Genomic DNA, 22,099 nt, shown 5'->3' with positions numbered 1-22,099 from the left:
GCCACCGATGAAATTTCTACCGACGAAATGTTCCTAGTGGAACATCTATCGTTACGTATTATTTAGCTCTTTACTAGGGACTAATCACTAAGTACTCAAAAACTATTTACTCACTTTATACTTTTCATTCGCCGTTAGCATTTCCCAATTATCTGTTCTGAATGGCGATGCGGGAAATTTTTCTTTATTGAAAAGATTAATTGCCGTATCATCATCTGCCCAGCCGTAATGAACTGCTACGGGATTCCGAACTTTATCGCTCGAAACAATTATTTTGTTGTCTTTGATTATCGCTTTCGCGGAATGAAAAACTTTGTCTGCACCTGCAATTTCGAATCCTTTTAATTCAACATTATTAGGTGTTGATAATCCGCTGCCGATGTTATCGAAAGTAAGGATAATTTCGTTTCCTTTTATTGTTTGAGATTTATACGTTGGTCCGCTGTGAACTTGTTTTTTGCCGTAAATATTGTTCATCGCAATAGCTGCCAAACGCAAACCAATATCTTGTTTATTGGTTGGGTGAATGTCTTTTGCATTTCCAATATCGGTTGTAACAGCCATTCCTGTGTTTGGTAATTTTAAAGTTTCCGATTGCGCTTCGCGAAGTTCTGCCCAACGGCTTCCTTTTTGACTGTTGCCTCCGAATTCATCAAAAGTGGACAATTGAACGAAATAAAAAGGGAAGTTTCCTTGTTTGAATTTTGTTCTCCAATCGTTGATCATTAACGGAAATGATTTTTTGTATTCTGCCGCTCTCCAAACATTAGCTTCACCCTGATACCATAAAACGCCTTGCATTGCATAAGGCACTAACGGATTTACCATGGCATTGTACAATAACGATGGATAACTGTTTGGTGAAACTTCGATTCTCACTTTTATGACATTGAATTTCCAAAGTCCGTCAAGCGGAAGATTTGAATCTTTAAAATCGATTTTTAAATCTGTTGGATCACCGTAAATTCCACCGCCGCCACTGTAATCTGTAATTCTTACGGCTATTACGTTTGTTCCTTCTTTTAAAACGTTTGCCGGAATTTTGTAAACTCTTTTAGCATCCCAAAGGTTATTGGTTCCAACTTCAACTCCGTTTACATACGTTTTGTCTTCGTCATCGACTTTTGCTAAATGCAAAGTGGCTTCTTTTTTGGCTTGTTCTGCGGTTAAAACAATGGTTTTTCGCATCCAGACAATTCCGTCGATATTGCCGATTTGCTGGTTTTCCCAAAGTGAAGGTACTTTTATTTCAGGCCAGTTTTTATCCTGAAAAGTTGCGTTTTTAAATTGATCTTCGTTTTCCATCGAAACATCAAAACCCTGAACTTTTTTTAAATTTTCTAAAACCGATTTTTTATACGTTTCAAAAATGGCATTGATATCTACAGTTGGAACGTCGGCAATCATGGCTTTAAAATCGGAACTGTTTTCGAAAGCTTCACGGCTTGTCCAAGTTTCAACATTGGTTCCGCCCCAAGAAGTATTGATGATTCCGATTGGGATTTTTAATTCTGAATATAGTTTTCTAGCGAAATAATAGCCAACTGCTGTAAAGTTGCCTACATTTTCTTTGTTGGCCACTTCCCATTTTCCTTGCTTTAAATCGTCTTTTGGAGTTCCGCTTAAATCTTGGGCAACACCAAAATGACGAATCATTGGATAATCTGCACTATTGATTTCTTTTTCTGAATTCATCGTTTTGAAAACCTGAAATTCCATGTTTGATTGTCCGCTGCAAATCCAGACTTCACCGACCAAAACATTTTTGATGGTGATTTTATTTTTTCCGATTACGATCAATTCGAATGGTCCGCCAGCTTTTTCAGCACTTAAATTTACCGTCCATTTTCCGTTTTTATCGGCTGTCGTTTTCTTGATTTGTTTATTAAAATGGACTTCTACATTTTCATTCGCATCAGCAAAACCCCAAATCGGAATTTGTTTGTCTCTTTGAAGCACCATTCCATCAGAGAATATTAAAGGCATTCTCACATTAGCATTAGCTAAAACACTAATTAACAGAAAAATAAATATTACATTCTTTTTCATTTTTTCTAATTTAAATATTTTTTAAACCATATAAGTGATATAAGTAAATATAAATTATAATCTCAATCTAAACTTAAATTATCTTATATCACTTATATGGTTTAACTACATTTTTTACTTTAATCCTTCGATTAAAGCGTTTAAAGCTTGTGTATCGAAGACGGTATTATTGGTTCTATTCATAATTCCGAAACCATTATTTCCTGTACTTCCTTCATCCCAATAAAATGGTAATAATCCATTTGTTTTTGCTGTTTTGACCACCGTTTTTAAATAATAAGCTCTTGAGTTTAAATGCAAGGTCAAAGCATCTCCTGTTAAAGTGGTTCTGCGGATGGCGCCAAACTCTCCCAATAAAACTGGAATTCCTTTATCTACAAATTGGGTTTTCATCAATTTAAAATTCTTTTCTAAATCGGCTTCTTCGCCCCAAGTTGCGTTTCGTTCTGTATCTGTTGTAGAATGAAATCCTGCTCCCCAATAATAGAACATTTTACCCCAAGTTTCGTCTTTGGTTAAACCTGCGAAATTCCACGGAGCATAATAATGTACTTCGACCATCATTCTGCCAGTAACTTTATCTGTTGGCAATGTAGTCATTAATTTATTTGTTTTTTCGATATCTGTCGTTGGTCCCTGAACTACCAAAACACGAGTGGCGTTCTTTCCTCCCGTTGAACGAACTGCATCGATAAAAGTTTGATGGTACGAATTTAAAACTGCCATTTGAGTAGCATCTTCAACCGCTGGTTCGTTGGCGCTTGCAAAAAGTAAATGTTCGTCAAAACCTCGTAAATGTGTTGCAATTTGTTCCCAAAACGCTTTTTGTTTCGCATTGTTTTCTACTTTTTTGGCTTCGGTAATATTGTTTTCCAGCCAGCCGCCGTCCCAGTGAATGTTTACCACAACATACATATCGTTATCAATGCAGTATTGCACTACTTCTTTAACACGATTTAGCCAATCTGCTTTGATTTTTGCTGTTGCAGCATTTTCTAAATTCTGATTCCAAGAACACGGAATTCTGATGGCATTAAAACCATTTGCTTTTACGGCATCAATTAAAGCTTTGGTTACTTTTGGATTTCCCCAAGCGGTTTCTCCTCCAGTTGCTTCCAAAGTATTTCCGATATTCCATCCCAATTTGATTTTTGCTGCCAATTCGACCGCAGAACTTCCCATTCCGGAAGCATCCGCAGCAATTGGATTGGTATTGTAACTTGGATATAAACTTCCTGCTGCCTGAGAAACTGAAATTGTTGCAGACGGCAATTCGGTGCTTGTCAAAGTAATCACAGCATTTCGCAAAGCTGTAGTCGTGTTTTCTAAAGCGGTAATTTTTACCACGGTACTTCCTGATGTTCCAGCAGTCGAACTTAATTTTATCCAGCTGACAGGATTGCTCAATGTCCAAGCAACTCCATTGGAATTAACCGTTACTTCTATTGTATTTTCTTTGCTTTCAAAATCGATTTTACTCGTACTCGCAGTAAGCGTTTTTATACTTACTGGAACTTCTTCTTTATCTGAACTGCAGGCTGAAACTCCTAGAAAAACAAAACATAAAATAAAACTCAAGAAGTAATCGTTGATTGTTTTTTTCATTTGGTTTAAGTTAAGTTAAATATAAGTTTTTAAAATCAACGCCAGCTTAATGGGCTGGCGTTGGTGGTTTGGTTATTTTATAGCAATAACAATTTATTTAACTGTTACCTGAATTTCTTTTTTAATATCTCTTGAAGAAGTTCCCAATTTGATAGTATATTTTCCAGGTTCCACTGTCCATTTTTTAGCAGCAACATCGTAGTAAGCCAATTCTTTTACCGGCACTTTGATCGTCACTTTTTCTGAACTTCCAGCTTTTACATCCGCTTTTTTGAATCCTTTTAATTCTTGCGCTGCACGAGTGATTTTAGAATCAGATTTTGAAGTATACAATTGAACTACTTCTTTTCCGTCTATTTTTCCTGTGTTTTTAACGTCAACTGTAACTTCAATTACGTCGTTTTGAGCGTACGAATCTTTATTTGCTTTTGCATTATCAAGCGCGAAAGTTGTGTATGATAATCCGTAACCGAAAGGATATAATGGTGCAACATTTTTTGTATCAAACCAACGGTATCCAATTAAAATTCCTTCAGCATAATTTACCGCTTTGTCTCCAGGGAAACTGTTTGTAGCATGCGCAGGAGAATCTTTCAATTGTTTAGGCATTGTCCAAGGTAATTTTCCTGACGGATTTACTTTTCCTAAAATAACATCAGCCAAAGCATTTCCACCTTCAGAACCGTTGAACCAGCTCCAAACTAAAGCAGAAGATTTCTGGCTAACTTCATTAATATCAAAAGGAGCCCCAGCAATCATTACGACAATAGTTTTAGGGTTTGCAGCTGTCACTTTTCTAATTAATTCTTCTTGTCCAAAAGGCAAGTGTAAATCTCTACGGTCAGAAGCTTCTGTTTCATAATCACGGTTTGAACCCGCAAAAATGATGGCAACATCTGAATTTTTAGCTGCATCAACTGCTTCCTGAACTTTTGCAGGATCTAAAGCATCAATTGTAACTGGACCATTAGCCGTAATATTTCCTAAGTTCCCTTTGTTTTTCTCATCGTAACGCTCTAAATATCCTTCTGCGTAATTGATTTTGATTGATGAAGGAAGTCTGTTTTTAAGACCTTCAAGAGGTGTAACTTCTCTTTTTGTTTTTACTCCTGCTCCAAATCCGCCAAGAGCATTTTTCTTTGTTGCATTGTTTCCAATTACAGCAATAGATTTTACTCCGTCTAGTTTTAAAGGCAATGCATTGTTTTCGTTTTTCAACAATACAATTGCTTCAGCGGCAATTTTGTATGCGTCTTGGTAATGTGCTTCGGTTGCGATGCTTCCTTTTGCACGCTCGCCTCCGCCCATTGCTTTCACTTGGAATAAAACTCTTAAAATACGTTTTACGTGCAAATCAATTTCTTTCTCAGAAACTTCTCCAGATTTAACTGCTGCGATTAATTTATCGGCTAAGAAAAATTCGTTGAAAGGTTTTGGTGTTCCCATTTCAATATCTAAACCATTTTTCAATGCTTTTGCTGTAGAATGCACCGCAGCCCAGTCAGAAACTACAATACCTTTAAATCCCCATTCGTCACGAAGGATTTTATTCAGCATATAATCATTCTCACATAAATATTCGCCTCTAAATTTATTGTAAGCTCCCATAATACTGTATGCTTTTGCTTCTTTTACAGTAGCTTCAAAAGCCGGAAGATAAATTTCGCGAAGTGTACGCTCATCAATTTGCACATCTACAAAATCACGATTTGTTTCCTGATTGTTTGCCGCGTAGTGTTTTACGCACGCCATTACATCTTTTTCTTGTAAACCAACAACCAAAGGCACTGCAATTTTTTTATTCAAAAACGGATCTTCAGACATGTATTCGTATGTTCTTCCTCCAAGCGGCGTTCTTACCATATTGATGGCTGGCGAAAGCAACATATCTTTGTCTCTTGCACGTAATTCTTCTCCTAAACTGGTTCCGAAAGTATGTGCCATTTCTGTGTTCCAAGTTGCTGCCAAAGCACCACCTGCAGGATAATAAGTCGCGAAATCGTTTGTCCATCCTGCTGGAGCCCAATTGTCGCGTGAGATTTCTTCACGAACTCCCAACGGACCGTCTGCCATTTTTAATTCTGGAATTCCTAAACGTTTTACGCCTGCGTTAGCAAACATACTGTTCCCGTGAAGCATTCCGATTTTTTCTTCTAATGTCATTTGCGAAATCAACTTGTCGATTTCGGCATCATGATCTGTGCTTATTTCTTTTCCAACGTATTCTTCGGTTTGTGCCGAATTTGAAGCTGTTGTTTGGGCATCATTTTTACATGAAGTAAAGAATGCAAAAAGTAGAGCTGATGAAAGGAATATCATTTTGTTTTTCATAGATAGTTCGGTGTTTTTTGATTTAAAGATTTTTGATTCCTCACGCATCATCTTTAAATAACGTTAATACTATTTTTTATGTTTGTGGTTTTCTCTAAATTATTGTTTGATCAAATTCAGCATTACAACATCATTTTCGTTGATTTTGAATTCTCTGCCGAAAGTGCCTTTTCCGTCAATTGTAATTTTTTCTGTTGAAAGTGGTGCACCGTTATTTTTTTCTTTTATGGAATTTACCTGCTCTCTTGTTAACTGACTCGGTTTATTCATTGCCAGATAATCCGCGTAAGCGTCATTTACTTTGTAACCCACTTTATAAATTTCTAAAAGATATTTTCCTTTCTGCATTCCATCAATCTCCACTTTTATTTTTCCTTTTTCTTTTGATGGAAGGTCTTTTATGTAATAGGTTTGATTCAATTCTTTGTCGCCGGGATGTGTATTGGTAAAATCCCATAATAAAACCTGAACATCACCTTTTTCATTTTTAGAAGCCCAAGAAGCTTTATCTGAATTTTGAAGTTCCGTTTCTCCCAATTTATTCATTAAATAATAAGAGAAATAAGCTGGCTTTTTAATTCCCTGCGTATTCAATAATCCGAAACCGCCGTGAAAAGGGGTAAATCTTGGTCCTGGTTCTTCAAAAATATCAGTAAAAACCCAATATGACATCGAGTTTGCAGCGTTTCCAACTTGTTTTATTTTCTGCAAAATATACGCTGCAGAATGATAACTGTCGTGAATTGGATCTGCTGGTGTATACGATGTGCTCCATTCCGTATAATGCAATTCCAAATTTGGTTTTGCTGAAGCTGCAATTTGTTTTCTCGAATTTAAAATATCGCCGCTTACGCCGAATTCATCCTGACTTAAGATAGTTCCCGAAGTTCCAAATTCGTCCAGATATCCATGTTTTACTCCGTAAGTATGAGTCGAAACAAAATCCATTGGAACATTATTTTTTGCACAAAAATCAATTGTTTCCGGAACCCATGCTGCTCCTGCTGTTGCTGGGCCGCCAACTTTGTATGCAGGATTCACGGCTTTTACGCCACGAGTTGCGTAATCGTATAATTTAAAATAATCTACCTGCGTTCCTGTCCAAAAACCTGGGGATAAATTCGGTTCGTTCCAAACTTCAAAATACCAAGTTTTTACTTCTTCATCTCCGTAACGTTCTTTAAAATGCTGGGTTAAATTTCTAACTAAATCTTCCCATTTTTTATAATCTTTTGGAGGCGTTACGTTTCCTTTCCACCAAAAAATCGTTTCTTTTCCACTTGCCAATGCATTAGGCATAAAACCTAATTCTACAAACGGTTTCATTTTCAAACTCACAATATAATCGAATAAAACATCAACATATTGGTAATTGTATTCTGGATTTCCTTTTTCGTCTTCGCGATAAACAGCCATATCATCAGACAATAAACCATGAAAACGAATGTATTTAAAATCGCATTCTTTTTTTACCAATGCCAATTGCTGCTGCCAATCTGCACGTAGTCCTTCGTTTGCTCTTCCTGCGCCGATGCATTCTTTAAACATGGTGTTTAATTTTCCAGCAGTTTTATTGAAATCTACTTTTATGATTCGATTTTCAGCATTATTGTTTTGTCCAAACAAAATGCTGTTGTTTAGAATTAATGAAATAAATAGTATTGCTGAAATTTTTTTCATTTGATAATAAATATTTATTTGATCACTGGAACAAAATCGTTGCGTTTAGTAAACCCGACAGGTTTTAAAAACCTGTCGGGTTTGGGAAATTAATAATTATAGCTTTTTAAATCTTACTGCTCCACCGCCAGCTCCGCCTAATTTCAATTGTAATTTATCTGAAGCTTTTACTGTTTTCTTAGAAATTGCTACTGCTTCTGGATTATGTGTTTGATCTGTTCCTTCAACATCTACATAAATCTGTGCTTCGTAAGTTGCATTTGGATCTAAGAATGATAATGAAACCTCTACATTTCTAGGTTTTTCATTGGTCAAAGTTCCTAAATACCAATCAGCGCTGTTTCTGTCTTTTCTTGCCGTTGTGATATATTCGCCAATTTTTCCTTCTAAGATTTTAGTGTCTTCCCAATCGGTCGGCACATCTTTTAAGAATTGTAAAGCTGGTTTTCCTTCGTAATTTTCTGGAAGATCGGCCAGCATTTGAATTGGAGAATAAATTGTTACATACAATGCCAATTGCTGTCCAACTGTTCCTTGAATTCTTTTTCCAGGATAACCTTGTTTTACCTCAACATCAAAAATTCCAGGTGTAAAATCCATTGGTCCAGAAAGCAATCTTGTAAACGGAATAATACTTAAATGGTTTGGCGGATTTCCTTCGCTCCAAGCGTTATATTCTTGTCCGCGTGCTGCTTCTCTCGAAACCATGTTTGGAAAAGTCCTTCTTTCTCCCGTATCTTTTATTGATTCGTGGTATAAAACTGCTAAATCATATTGTGCTGCTTTTTCTAAAATGTATCTGAAATAATTTACTCCAAACTGTCCGAAGTGCATTTGTTTCATATTTAATTTTGAACCTACGTGACCAATTTTTACCGTGTGAATTCCTAGTTTCTTGTATAAAGCAAAACCTTCATCAACTTCTTTTAAGTAGTTAATTAAGTTCGAACCTGTTTCGTGGTATCCGATTAATTCGATGTTCTTTTTCTTTCCGTATTCCACTACTTTTTCAAGGTCGAAATTGTCAGCGCTTTTCGTGAAACTGAACATGTGCATACGGTTTTCATACCAACCTGGTGTCCAACCTTTGTTCCAACCTTCGATTAATAAATGGTTGAAACCTTCTTTTGCTGTAAAATCAATATACGTTTCCGCATTTTTGGTTGTTGCACCTTGTTTGTCGCTTTCCCAGAAAGTATATTTCCCGATGTGCATTCCCCACCAAATTCCTAAATATTTATAAGGTTTGAAATAACTTGCTGTATTTTTTAATTTGTTTGGTTCGTTTAGGTTTAGAACCAAATAAGAAGTAATCAATTCTCCTGGATTTTCTCCAATTTGAAGTGTTCTCCAAGATGAAGTAAACGTATCTTTTACGCGAACTTTTACTCCGTCAGGCCACGGCACTAAATCCGATTTTAATTCGGTCCCTTTTGTGTTTACCAAAGTCATACTTGCAAAATCAATTAGATTTGCTTCGTGAAAACTTAAAGCCAATCCGCTTTTACTTTCAATTGTTAGTGGAGTTAAAACGGTGTCCAAAGTACTTACCGGTGCATCTTTGAAAAGATATTCGTCGCGGTTTTCTCTGTTTGCTGGAATCCACCATGCTTTTCCGTCTTCTTTTAAGTTAAAAGTTGTTTTTTCATCCGTGATAAAAATACTGTCTTTTACATTTTGCTTTGGATACACATATCTAAATGCAACTCCGTCATCGAAAGCACGAAATTGAATTTGTAATTTTCTTTTGTTTCCTGTTTTTTGCTGTAAATCAACTACAAGCTGATTGTAATTGTTTCTGATGTTTTTCTTTTCTCCCCAAACTTGTTCCCAAGTTTCGTCAAAAGTCGAAGTTTTGGCACCTTTGATTTCAAAATTTGAGCTTAAATCTTCATTTCCTTTTAGCAAAAATCCCATATCAGACGGAGAAATCACTTCTGTTTTTCCGTGAGAAACTGCATATTTTGGAGCATTTTTTACGAGCTCAAATTTGATTTTGTTTTTTCCGTTTGGCGATGCCAGTTCGTAAGCGTTTTTGTTTTTCTGACTGTAGCCAATTGCTACTGAAAACAAAACGGCTGGGAGAATTAGATAGTTTTTCATGTTTTTTGAATTATTTTTTTTGCCGCAGACTTAAAGGATTTTTATTTTTCTCTCGCAGATTTGGCAGATTGCTTCGCCTGTTCGCTATCGCTTGAGTGAGCTGATTTTTAAAAATTAAAAAAAATCTGCATGATCTGCTAAATCTGCGAGAGTAATAATCTCTTTAATCTGTGCAATCTGTGGCTATTTTTTTGCCACGAATTGCACCAATTTCCACGAATTAAATCTGTGCAAATTCGTGTAATTCGTGGCTAACTTTTTTATTTTGCCCACTCTGTTTTAAAAGTGGTTTTTCCGTTTAACGGATTTGAAGCTACGTCAAAATTGTTTCCGTTTTTGTTCACTCTTATTTCTTGTACGGCATTGCCTTCTGGTAAAAATACTTTGGCTGTCGCCGAAGTAGTTTTGTCGCTTGCATAAACTTTTAATGTCAGTTTGCTCCAATCCATATCTTTTGTAGACTGCGCTAAACCAATGTGTGGAATTGCTGTTCCGTCTTTAACCAAAACAATAATTGGAATTTCACCAGCTTTGATTTTATGCCATCCTGATTGGTAAACTTTTTTAGTTTGATAATCAATCCAAGTTCCTTCAGGAAGGTAAACATCTCTTTCTTCAACTTCTTCAAAAAGCGGTGCCACCAACATACTTGAACCAAATAAATACTGATTATCTACTAACCAAGCTCCCGGATCGTTTGGATATTCTACAAATAAAGCACGCATCATTGGAAGTCCTTTTTGAGAACTTTCTTTTGCCTGAGCGTAGATGTATGGCATTAATTCGTAACGCATATTATCTGCTTTTCTAAATCCTTCCAAGAAATCTTTGCTGTACAACCAAGGTTCGCGAGGCGGTTCTCCGTGGCTTCTTACGTGCGAAGTCAACATTCCGAATGGTGTCCATCTTCTGTAAATATTCTCTGGAGATTTAGTTGCGAAACCTCCAACATCATGACTCCAGAAACTGAATCCGCTAAGACCTAAAGAAAGTCCACCGCGTAATTCTGCAGACATTGCTCCGTTTGTGGTTTCAGAATCTCCTCCCCAATGTAAAGGATAACGCTGACTTCCTGCCCAAGTACTTCTTGCCCAGATTAAAGTATATCCTTTTTCTTTTTGAGTGATTTCTGCAACTGCTTTATTGTATCGTAATGGATATAAGTTGTGCTCGTAGAAACCAGTTCTTCCCGAATGGTAAATTCCGTCTGGCGGTGCCGCTTCTCCAAAATCTACTTTGAAAACCGCAACTCCTTCATCAAATAATTTTTTCAACTTTGCTTGATACCAAGTTACCGTTTCTGGATTTGAGAAATCTAAAACTGCATCCTCATAAGGAAGGTTTCCTTTTCTGTCTCTTACTGCTAAGTTTTTATCCATGATTTCAGGAAACAAAGTATTCTTTGGCGTGAAATAAGGCAATTGCCATAAACAAACCTGGAAACCGTCTTTCTTTAAATCGGACATCATTTTTGTAGCGTCTGGGAAACGAGATTTTGCAAACTCATAGTTGTTTCTCCAATCTACATCAAACCAGCCTGTATCAAAGTGAATAACATCTGTTGGGATTTTATATTTACGCAAATCTTTTGCTACTTCGCGTCCTTCTTTTTCAGAGAAATAAGTGATTCTACTCATCCAAAAACCGAAAGACCAAAGCGGTGGCATTGCAGCCTTTCCTGTCAAATTAGTGTATTGATCTAATATCTCTTTTGGTTCTCCGATGAAGAAAAACAAATCGGCTTCGTCGTCTCCAATGTACATTTCGTTGGCACTTGAAAAATACTTTCCAAAGTCCACTGTAATTGGCGTTGAATGATGCATGAAAACTCCGTAACCACGGCTGCTCATGTAAAACGGAATCGGTTTGTACATCGTTTCATTTTGGATTCCGTTAGCGTCATCCGTCCATAAAACTACTTTTTGTCCTCGTTTGTTGAATTGTGTGAATGATTCACCGCAACCAAATATTTTTTCGTCTGGTTCTAAACTGAACGCCGCGCCCATACTTCTTGAATAATCACTATTTCTGCGAACGTAAGAAAACGGAAGCGTTGGTGTGTATGTGTTTTTAAAATCAGTATCGTGAAGTGTGCTTGTCAGCAGTTTTCCTTTTTCATCGTAGATTTTTACGTGCCAAGGTTTTGTCAAGATTTCAACTCTTCCGTGTTTGCTTGTATAACTGTGACCACCTTCAATTTTAGCATATTTCCATAATTCTGGGTGATTTGGTGCAACGCCGTCAATCAGCATTAGAGATTCCTTCTGCGGATGAAATTGCGGGCCAGAAGTTGTTTTGATACGAACTGTTCGATCTGAAACAAACTGAATTTCGAATGGCAAAACAGGAGATTCTGCATATTCTGTTGTTGGAAATTCGTTTGCTTTTTCCACATCTGGTTTCATCATCATGTTGTTGAAAGCCTGACGTGTTTTATAATTGTATCTCAAATATTTGATGGTTCCTTTTCCCGTTGCGGGATCAAAAGAAGCCAATTCGTCTGCGAAATAAAAAGTATTCAGATAGTTCTGAAAATCTTTACTTATATCTATTGGAGCATTTAATACATCTGCATTTTGGATTTGAGCATTAGCATTTGGAACTGCCAAAAATCCAAACATAAGAGCAGAAAATAATGCGGTTAGTTTTGAGTTTTTCATTGGTTAATAATGTAGATGTTAGTTCTCCTACAAGGTTTTCAAAACCTTGTAGGTCTTTACTTTTTTTACTTATTTAAAATATTATATATACCTACAAGGTTTTGAAAACCTTGCAGGAACTTGACTTCTTATTCTGTTGTAATTACAATTGTAGCTTGTTTTAAGCCATTCGCTTTTGCGGTTAATTCTAATCTTCCAGATTGATCGCCAGATTGTACAATAACCAAACATTTTCCAGCCAAAGCGGTGTGTTTATTTCCTTTATACGATTCGTGGCTAACTGGATCTCCGCTACAAACCCCAACGATTTTTCCATTTCCTTTTAAAGAGAAATTAATTTCGTTATTCGCATTTGGTGCAATCGTTCCTTTATCATCTAAAATATCAACTGTAATAAATGATAAATCGTTTTTATCTGCTTTAATGGTACTTCTATCCGCAGTCAGTTTCAATTGAGATGGATTTCCAGCGGTTTTAATTTCTTTTTCTAAAACCACTTTTCCGTCTTTACGAGAAATGGCTTTTAAAGTTCCAGCTTCAAAAGGAATTCTCCACATTACGTGTAAATCGTCTCCTTTTTTACTTCTTTTTCCAACTGATTTTCCGTTTACAAAAAGTTCAACCTCATCGGCTTTATTGTAGTATGCCCAAACATCAACAGTTTGTCCTGGTTTCCAGTTCCAATGCGGAAAAATGTGCAAAACCGTTTTGTCTGTCCATTCGCTTTGGTACATATAATACACGTCTTTCGGGAAACCGGCTAAATCAACAATTCCGAAATAGGAACTTACCGATGGCCATTCGTAAGGTGTTGGTTCTCCAATATAATCGAAACCTGTCCAAACGTACATTCCTGCCAAGAAATCATGTTTTTTAATAATTTTCCAAGTCGCTTCATGCGTAGATCCCCAAGGCGTTTGCACCTGATCGTAAGCTGAAACAGTATTTCCAGGGTTTCCTTCTGTAAATTTAAGATCCCATCTTACTGGCCATTTTTTGATAGTATCTGAAACGGCATCGTAATATCCTCTTGTCTGTAAACCTGAAGTGGTTTCAGTTGCAATGAAAGGAGTATTTGGGAAGTTCTTCAAATGATGTTCGAATGTTTGATGTGCATAATTGTATCCGATTAAATCTAAAACTCCAGATCCTGCAAGCGGATTAATCGATACCTCTTTTTTCTCAAATTGTAAAGTCACGGCATCAATATTCATGTTTACTGGCGGATTCATTCCTGCAGTCAACGGACGTGTTTTATCGTATTGACGCGTAATTGCTGCCAATTCTTTAGCAATTTCAACACCCGTCTCACTCCATTGTTCTGGAATTTCATTTCCGATACTCCACATAAAAATACTCGCATGATTTCGGTCGCGCAACAATTGATCGATTAGATCTTGTTTGTGCCATTTGTCCCAATCGTTTCCGTAATCGTATTTGGTTTTCGTTTGCTTCCACATATCAAAAGCTTCATCCATGACAATGAAACCCATTTTATCGCAAAGTTCTAAAAGTTCTGTAGCAGGCGGATTATGAGAAGTTCTGATTCCGTTTACGCCCATTTCTTTCAAAATCTCCAACTGACGTTCGATGGCACGCGTGTTGATCGCAGACCCCAACGGTCCTAAATCATGATGCATACAAACCCCTTTTATTTTGACTTGTTTTCCATTCAAAATAAAACCTTTGTTCAAATCGAATTTAAAATCTCTGATTCCGAAAGTGGTTTTGTATTGATCGATGATTTTATCGTCAAGCGAAATTTCGGTAACTGCTGTGTATAGTTCTGGGTTTTCATCTGACCATAAAATCGGATTTTCAACTTCTGTCGATTGATTCAGCGTTTGGTTTTCGTTGGCGTTGATTGTTATATCTTGAGTAACGGATGTTACTTTTTTGTCTTCTTTAAAAATAGTGGTTGTTACCGTTGCTTTTTTACTTGCTGCATATTGATTTTTAATTGTCGTTTCAATACTTACAGAAGCTTTTTCGGCCGTAACTTTTGGAGTTGTAATATACGTTCCCCATTGTCCCACATGAAGTTTATCTGTGGTTTCGATCCAGACATTTCTAAAAATTCCTGAACCCGAATACCAGCGTGAATTGGGTTGTTTTGAATTGTCAACCTTAACAATGATTTCGTTGTTTTTGTCTCCGTAATTTAAATAAGGTGACATGTCATATTGAAAACCAATATATCCGTTTGGACGTTTTCCTAAATAATGACCGTTTATCCAGACTTCGCTGTTTCTGTAAACACCGTCAAAAGTGATTGAAGTAATTTTTGTGCTGTTTTCTGCAGCTACTTTGAATGTTTTTTTGTACCAGCCCAAACCGCCATTTAGAGATCCTCCACCATAACCGCCAGGACTTTTTTCATCAAATTTTCCTTCGATGCTCCAATCGTGAGGGACGTCTAAAGTTCTCCATTTTGTCGAAGTTCCAATAGTGTCTTTATCAGCAATACTGTCATTAAGATGAAAACTCCAATCTGCATTAAAAGAAACTTTTCGGTTTACAAATGCATCTTCTTTTTTTGCACAAGAATTCAAGAAAAGAACTCCGGCTGCAACTGCCCATAAACTTATGTTTTTTATGTTTTTAATAATATGCATGGGTACTTTTTTGTTTTTTGGAATTTGAAGATAGAAATAAAAATCGATTTCATTTATTCCTACCCAAAATAATTTAAGTCTCAGTCTTAAAGCACATTATAAATGTATTTAAAACTGAGACTTCAAAACTAACTAACTTATGATTTTGGAACTAAATGATAGATCAAATAATCATTATCTGCTCTAATAGCTATAAAACATAAACTTGTATCGGTAAGTTCAACAATTTTTACATTGGTAAAACTAAATGATGGACTAAAGTAACTTGGTTCATTTGGATGAAGCATTTCTGTTCCTCCGTTAAACGAAATTCTATCATTTGTTTCGCCAGTTGTAAGACTAAAATTGAATGTTCCTACTTTGGTTGTTTTTTGTGTGTTTCCTAAAGTTGGGTTGGTTTGTGTTACTGAAACATTATAACCTCCATTAAGATCAAATGTAATTTCTCCCCAATCTTTATTTTCTAGACCAGCCCAAGAAATATCAGATAGATTTGGCCACCAACCTGGTCCACTTACTTCTCTGTTTACATAACTAGGAGTGTTTCCAATAAATTCCAATGGAGCAGTCATATACAAAACCCAAGTTTTTCCAGCTTGTCCGTTGGTCAATTTTTCCCATCTTGGATCACTAAAGAAAGCATCATCATTCTCTGGAACGTCTACAGTTACTGGCGCAGCTTCTACAGATCCACCTCTAACAAATGCTGTGTAGTAAATAGTATACTTTCCTGCAAAAGGGAAATTTACTTTATCGTCACTTTTGTTAGAATGCCCAAGTTCATTTCCGTTTCCGTCAACATATCTCCAAAATGGAATTACAGTTGGATCATCATTCTTTAAAACTACTTCATTCTTTTTTGCTGCATTTTGAGTTATCGAGAACTCAAGTGTTTCTGGCGTAAGCGTTACTGCCGGAAGGCTTTCACGATCCTCAGTTGCTTCACAAGAAAATAAAAACGAACTGATAGTTACAGCCGCTAATATTATATATAATATACGTTTCATAATCAATTTGTTTAAATGTTAATTCCAACCTGGATTTTGTTGAATAGTACCATTTGAAAGTACTATTTGCGACTGTGGCAATGCGAACCAACCTAGAGTTTCTGGTCTAAAAGTAACTGCAAATTGAGAATCTCCAGTCGTGTTATCAATAGCGGATTTCATTGCTGGCATACCTTGTCTGATTAAATCAAAATAACGTAATCCTTCTAATGCCAATTCTAAACGACGCTCTTCCATAATAACCGCTTTAGTTACAGGAATTCTATGCGTAGTACTCTTGAAAGCACGATCACGAACTCGGTCTAAATCTGCTTGTGCTAAAGCTGCATTTCCTTCCAAATTTAATTCGGCAGCCATTAATAAAACATCGGCAAAACGAATAATAGCATAATCCTGATAGTTATCAATTTGGAAGTTTCCTCCATTTGCTTCAACAACTGCTGTTCCTGCCGCATTAGTAATTGGACAGTATTTTTTCCAAGAATATCCTGTGTATTGACGTTGTTCTCTAGCTTGTGGATCAAAATTTAAACCTTCACCAACATAATCAATAAATGATGCTGCTTTTCTACTATCGCCAGATTCATATGCTTGAACCAATTTTGGATTCACTGTTGCTCCTCCCCATCCTGTTGCATATTTTCCAATTGAACCTCCACGTGGTGCAATATTTACTTGGAAACGGTTTCCTTCATGAAGATCCCAATTTCCTTTTCCTGAACCGTTAAAACGAACAGCCCAAACCATTTCTGTATTATCTTCTCCAGCAAAGTTTTCGAAAGAAGCGGCTAACCAAAGATTAGCAAAATCGGCAACTAGTCCGTGGCCACTGTTATTTACAGCATCATTGATATATGTTACAGCTTGTGCTTTGGTAACTACACCTGCTAAATCTGTTTTGCTATAAGCTCCTGTGTAAAACAAAAATGTTCTAGCCAAATACGCTTCTGCTGCCCATTTTGTAATACGTCCGTAGTTTGCATTTCCTGCTTGCGAGTAATTTTCAGGACCTAAGTTGTCTGCTGCAAATTTTAAATCGTTTGCAATTAAAGCATAAGTAACTTCTGGAGCTTGTCTTGGCAATTCAAATTCGCTTGTGGTTACTGTATGGTCTAGCGGAACAATATCTCCAAACATTTTTGCCGCTTGGAAATGAAAGTGTGCTCTTAAGAAACGAGCTTCTGCTTCGTAACGTGTTTTCAAAGCGGTATTAGATCCCCAGTTTACTTTGTCTAAGTTTTCTAATAAAACGTTAGCTCTGTAAATACCAAGATAAGAGTTTGTCCATGTTAGAGCGTTCATATCTTTATCTGTAGTATATTGAAAGCGGTCCCATTGCAAATCTACTGTTGGATCTGCAATACCGAATCCTCCAAAACAGTTGTCAGATGCCTGCTCACTTACGATCAATTGTGTACCATAAGCTTCTCTTTGCAATACGTCATAAACTGCTACTAAACCTTCAAAAGCATCAGATGGAGTTTTATAGAAATTCTCCGTTACTTTATCTGTATATGGTTCGTTTTCTAAAAAATCTTCCGAGCAAGAGCCTAAAACAAGTAAGCTTGAAAGAGCAAATAATTTTATATATGTTTTCATCGTTTTCAAAAATTAAAAGTTAACATTCAGACCCATTAAATAGGTTCTTGGCTGAGGATAATATCCAACATCAATACCTTTAGCCCAAGACTGATTTACGTTTCCGAAACCAATTTCTGGATCCATTCCTTTGTACTTTGTGAATGTATAAATGTTATTTCCTGCAACATACAATCTGAATTTGCTGAAGAAACTAAGTTTTGTTGTCAGCTTTGTTAAATCACATCCGATTGTAGCATTTTTAATTCTGAAGAAATCTGAGTCCTGAATATACAAATCAGAGAATTTAGTATAGTTACCATTATCATCTGTTCCGTATGTAACTCTCGGAATTCTGTTAGAAGTTCCTTCAGTTGTCCATCTTCCTAACACCTCTGTTGTGTTGTTTGTGTACGCACGAGTATAATCGTGAACTCCAAAAACGTTTTGTCCTCCAGCGATACCGTAAGTATTAATAGAGAAATCAAAAGCTTTGTATGATAATTCTAAGTTAACCCCGTAATTAATATCTGGATTTGGATCACCAATTTGAGTTTTATCGTTTGCATCGATTTTTCCGTCACCGTTTAAGTCTACGAAACGAACGTCTCCTGGCTGTGCATTTGGCTGAACACCTGCTGCAACTTCAGTAGCATTTTGGAAAATTCCGTCTGTTTTTAATCCGTAGAAATAGCCCATTGGTTTTCCAACCTCAACACGGTTCATCTCGTCTAAACCTTGGAATAATACGTTTGATTCTCCATGAATGATTCCTTCGTTGTTAGCAATTTTCAACACTTCATTTTGGTTACGAGAAAGGTTTGCATTGATAGCAAAATTCCAGTCTTTTCCAAAACGTGTACGGTAAGATAAACCAATTTCAAAACCTTTATTGCTTACGTCTCCACCATTAATGTAAGGTGCAGTTGCTCCAGCATAAGTTGGGATAGAGGCCAATACTAACCAATCTTTGGTTTTCTTGTCATAGTAATCAAAAGTTAAAGTAAAGTTGGTGAACAAAGTAGCATCAAAACCTAAATCTAACTGCTCAGAAGTTTCCCATTTTAAGTTACGGTTTGCTAATTGGTCTGGGCTTGAACCTACTAAAAGGGTTTCGTCACCAGTTCCAAAATGATATGTTTTATCTGTAGAATTTACAGTTGACATATAAGCAAATCTTCTAGCAAATTGGTCGTTACCATTTTGTCCCCAGCTTGCTCTTAATTTGAATGTATTTAAAACTTTATTTTCTTTGAAGAAAGCTTCTTTATCTAAATTCCATCCTGCAGAGAACGATGGGAAAATAGCATATTTGTTATCTGGACCAAATTCTGATGAACCGTCACGACGAACTGTTGCAGAGAATAAGTATTTATTGTTGTAATCATACAATAAACGTCCGAAGTAAGACTGAATCGCATAATCTTTACGATTTCCTTTTACCACATTTGATGTCGGATCTTTTGCATTATCTAAATAAGCGTGCTCGAAATCATCAAAAATTAAGTTTCTTCCTTGCCCTTCCATATAATCAGAAGTATTCTTTTTAGCAGAAGTACCCACTAACACATCAAAATTATGAGAATCAGCAATGTTAAATTTGTATTGAAGTGTGTTTTCAAAAATCCATCCTAACGATTTTGTTGCGCTTTGAGTTACGCTAGAAACTGTATTATTATCATTTGAAGAAAGCGAATAAACTGGTCTGAAAGAACGGTAATTGCTATCTGTCATATCAACACCATAACTAGTTCTGAAAGTAAAGTTTTTTGCAAATTTTAATTCCGCAAAAATGTTACCTACATAACGATTTGTTTTAGTCTGATTAAAGTTGTTATAGTATAAAGATCCAACTGGGTTACTAATATCTTGAGAAATAATAGAACGTGCAAAATCTCCATTTTCGTCATAAGCCTGATCAATTGGAGCTGCATTTAAGAAAGCTCTAATTGCGTTGCTGTAGATACCATCATCTGCAACACCACTAGACTTGATGTTTGATAAAGTGAAGTTTTCACCAATTTTCAAATATCCTTTAATAACTTCAGAAGTCGAGTTTACTGAAAAAGTAACACGATCGTATTGAGATTGGTTAGTAGATCCTCCAATCATACCTTCTTGTCCGTAGTAAGACAAACCAGTTGCAATGGTAGATTTTTCGTCACCACCCGTAATCAAAAGAGAGTGATTTTGTTTCATTGCGCCTTCGTTAAATAAATCTTTCTGCCAATCATGATCAGGAAATGCAGCAATTTGCTCTTTAGTATATAATGGCGCATATCCAGAATTTACACGAGCCTCATTCATTATTGTTGTATACTCTTGTGTATTCATCAAATCCAGTTTTTTAGCAATCTGCTGAAAACCTGTATAAGAACTGAAAGACACATTCATTTTACCATCTTTTCCTTTTTTTGTTGTAACCAAGATAACTCCGTTTGCGGCTCTTGCTCCGTAGATAGAAGCTGCAGAAGCATCTTTCAAAACGTCAACCCTTTCAATTACCGAAGGATCAAGGTATCCAATTCCGTTATCCACTACTACACCATCAACCACATAAAGCGGATCACTGTTTCCTGCTGTACCTGCTCCACGAATATTTACCACCATATTCGCACCTGGCTGTCCAGAAGATGAAGTTACCGAAACCCCAGAAGCTTGACCTTGTAAAGCATTTACAACATCAAGACTCGCAACCTGCTGAATGTCTTTTCCAGACACCAAAGAAGTTGCCGCAGTATTTACTTTCTTCTTTTGAGTGCCGTAACCGATTACTACAATTTCTTTAAGTTCTGAAGTTTCTGGATTCAAAATGACATTGATAACTTTTTGAGTTCCAACCGTGATATTCTGCGATTTGAAACCTACAAAAGTGATTACCAAAACATCTCCTGTTTTAGCCTCCACTTTATATTTTCCATCAAAATCGGTAACAGTACTCGATTTTGTTCCCTGTACTTGTACAGTTGCTCCTGGAACGCCAAATCCGTCTTCGGAAGAGGTAATTGTCCCACTTACAGTTTTGGATTCTTGAGCAAATCCAAACTGCATCATAAATACGCTAAGCAGCACCGCCATAAAATATGGAAGCTTTGTTGTTTTAATACAATTTTTGCTTTTCATAATAAGAATTGATTAAGTTTAAGTTATAGTTAGTGTTTTTTTACCCTAGGAGAAATCCGGAAAAACTTCCCAAGCAGGTCATGCCAAAAAAGAGGGCCTGAATCTCTTTTCCAACATTTAGTACTTGCAGACTATAAACAACTTTAAAATCGATTCTTTGGGCAAAATCTGATGATGGTAATCTCATCAAAAAGCGATTTAAATCAATTTCTAAAAAAAACATTTGTGGTAAGTTTAAGTTAAGTGTAGTTTTGTTCTTTTTTACTTATAGTCAATTTGAATTTATCTTATGGTAAATTTGACTACAAGTGTAAAACAAATTTTCTATATTAACAAAATATTAGGGTTATTTTTTTTCGATTCTAATTAATCCTAATCCATTTTTATTAATGTTGTAAAATCTGAACGAGAATTGAAATAAAAAATATAAAAAAATCAACGTTTTATAAAATTGACAATCAGTCGTTTAAGAATTAATTTAAAAAGAACGCTTTTTTAGCACATTCTTAAACGACTGATTATCAAAATTTTGTTTCGTTAAAAAAAATATAAGGCTTTCAAAAAGGTTACTAATGATTTTATTTATTTAATTTGTCAAAATTTATCTCATATATGGTTGAAAATGTAGACGACAAAACTGCTCTAAAAAATGAAAACAGTGCGATGAATGCCATCACGATTGACTGTGTCATTTTTGGATTTGACAAAGGCAGTCTTGAAGTACTTTTGGTACAACACGCCGAAGGTATCAGTAAAGGGAAATGGGGACTTCCGGGTGGATGGATTTATAAAAAAGAAAGCACCGACAATGCCGCTCATCGGTTATTGAATGAGCTTACGGGTCTTGACAATATTTATCTGGAACAATTGAAAGCATTTGGAGATCCAGATCGTTTTCCGCTCCGACGCGTTATTACGATTGGGTATTATGCACTTGTAAAAAGAGAAGATTATAACATTAAAGCAGGTTTCACAGCTTCTGATGCGAAATGGTATAAAATCAATGAAATTCCAGATTTGATTTATGACCACAACGAAATTCTTGATTACAGCATAAAACATCTTAGAAATAAAGTGCGCCAAACACCGATTGGCTTTAATCTATTACCCGAAAAATTCACTTTATTACAATTGATGCATTTGTATGGAGAAATTTTAGGAATCGAAATGGACAAACCCAACTTTAGAAGAAAAATTCTTCATATGAAACTGCTGGTTGCATTAGACGAAAAGCAGCAGGATGTATCGCACAGAGCAGCTCAACTGTACAAGTTTGATCCAGAAATCTATGAAAAACTCACTGAAAAAGGATTCAATTTTGAATTCTAATTTTCAATACACAATACTA

Annotated in this window: 12 protein-coding genes; 1 reads left to right on the top strand and 11 read right to left on the bottom strand. The window is 36.1% G+C overall.

The features are described from left to right. Positions 1–102: 102 nt before the first annotated feature. The 11 genes from SOM12_RS22535 to SOM12_RS22485 form a co-directional block, all read right to left on the bottom strand. Positions 103–2,049, bottom strand: coding sequence for a sialate O-acetylesterase (locus SOM12_RS22535; protein ID WP_320495586.1), 1,947 nt, complete (start codon positions 2,047–2,049; stop codon positions 103–105). Positions 2,050–2,163: 114 nt separating this feature from the next. Further along, the gene (locus SOM12_RS22530; RefSeq protein ID WP_320495585.1) at positions 2,164–3,654 is read right to left on the bottom strand and encodes a cellulase family glycosylhydrolase; all 1,491 of its coding nucleotides are present in this window, start codon (positions 3,652–3,654) and stop codon (positions 2,164–2,166) included. Positions 3,655–3,747: 93 nt separating this feature from the next. Further along, a complete protein-coding gene (locus SOM12_RS22525; protein WP_095928521.1) occupies positions 3,748–5,985 on the bottom strand; it encodes a glycoside hydrolase family 3 C-terminal domain-containing protein in 2,238 nt (745 codons plus the stop codon). Positions 5,986–6,084: 99 nt separating this feature from the next. After that, on the bottom strand, positions 6,085–7,665 hold the full coding sequence (locus SOM12_RS22520; RefSeq protein ID WP_320495584.1) for a GH39 family glycosyl hydrolase: 1,581 nt from the start codon (positions 7,663–7,665) through the stop codon (positions 6,085–6,087). Between the two features lie 96 nt (positions 7,666–7,761). Beyond that, entirely contained in the window at positions 7,762–9,768 is a 2,007-nt protein-coding gene (locus SOM12_RS22515) for a glycoside hydrolase family 97 protein (RefSeq protein WP_320495583.1), read from the bottom strand. A gap of 260 nt (positions 9,769–10,028) precedes the next feature. Continuing rightward, positions 10,029–12,428, bottom strand: coding sequence for an alpha-xylosidase (locus SOM12_RS22510; protein WP_320495582.1), 2,400 nt, complete (start codon positions 12,426–12,428; stop codon positions 10,029–10,031). A 128-nt stretch (positions 12,429–12,556) separates the two neighbouring features. After that, entirely contained in the window at positions 12,557–15,043 is a 2,487-nt protein-coding gene (locus tag SOM12_RS22505) for a glycoside hydrolase family 2 TIM barrel-domain containing protein (RefSeq protein WP_095928464.1), read from the bottom strand. A 137-nt stretch (positions 15,044–15,180) separates the two neighbouring features. Next, positions 15,181–16,050 (bottom strand): hypothetical protein, encoded by an 870-nt coding sequence (locus tag SOM12_RS22500; protein ID WP_253251759.1) that lies wholly within the window; start codon positions 16,048–16,050, stop codon positions 15,181–15,183. A gap of 18 nt (positions 16,051–16,068) precedes the next feature. Beyond that, entirely contained in the window at positions 16,069–17,649 is a 1,581-nt protein-coding gene (locus SOM12_RS22495; protein WP_320495581.1) for a RagB/SusD family nutrient uptake outer membrane protein, read from the bottom strand. 12 nt (positions 17,650–17,661) lie between these two features. Then, entirely contained in the window at positions 17,662–20,751 is a 3,090-nt protein-coding gene (locus SOM12_RS22490) for a TonB-dependent receptor (RefSeq protein ID WP_320495580.1), read from the bottom strand. A 40-nt stretch (positions 20,752–20,791) separates the two neighbouring features. Further along, positions 20,792–20,974 (bottom strand): hypothetical protein, encoded by a 183-nt coding sequence (locus tag SOM12_RS22485; RefSeq protein WP_320495579.1) that lies wholly within the window; start codon positions 20,972–20,974, stop codon positions 20,792–20,794. 389 nt (positions 20,975–21,363) lie between these two features. On the opposite strand from SOM12_RS22485, the gene SOM12_RS22480 reads away from it, so the two are divergent. Beyond that, a complete protein-coding gene (locus SOM12_RS22480) occupies positions 21,364–22,080 on the top strand; it encodes an NUDIX hydrolase (RefSeq protein WP_320495578.1) in 717 nt (238 codons plus the stop codon). Positions 22,081–22,099 lie beyond the last annotated feature (19 nt).

The sequence above is a fragment of the Flavobacterium sp. CFBP9031 genome, assembly GCF_034044945.1.
Lineage (GTDB): Bacteria > Bacteroidota > Bacteroidia > Flavobacteriales > Flavobacteriaceae > Flavobacterium.
Note: the sequence above shows the minus strand (reverse complement) of the source record. Positions and strands in the feature narration are given on the sequence as shown.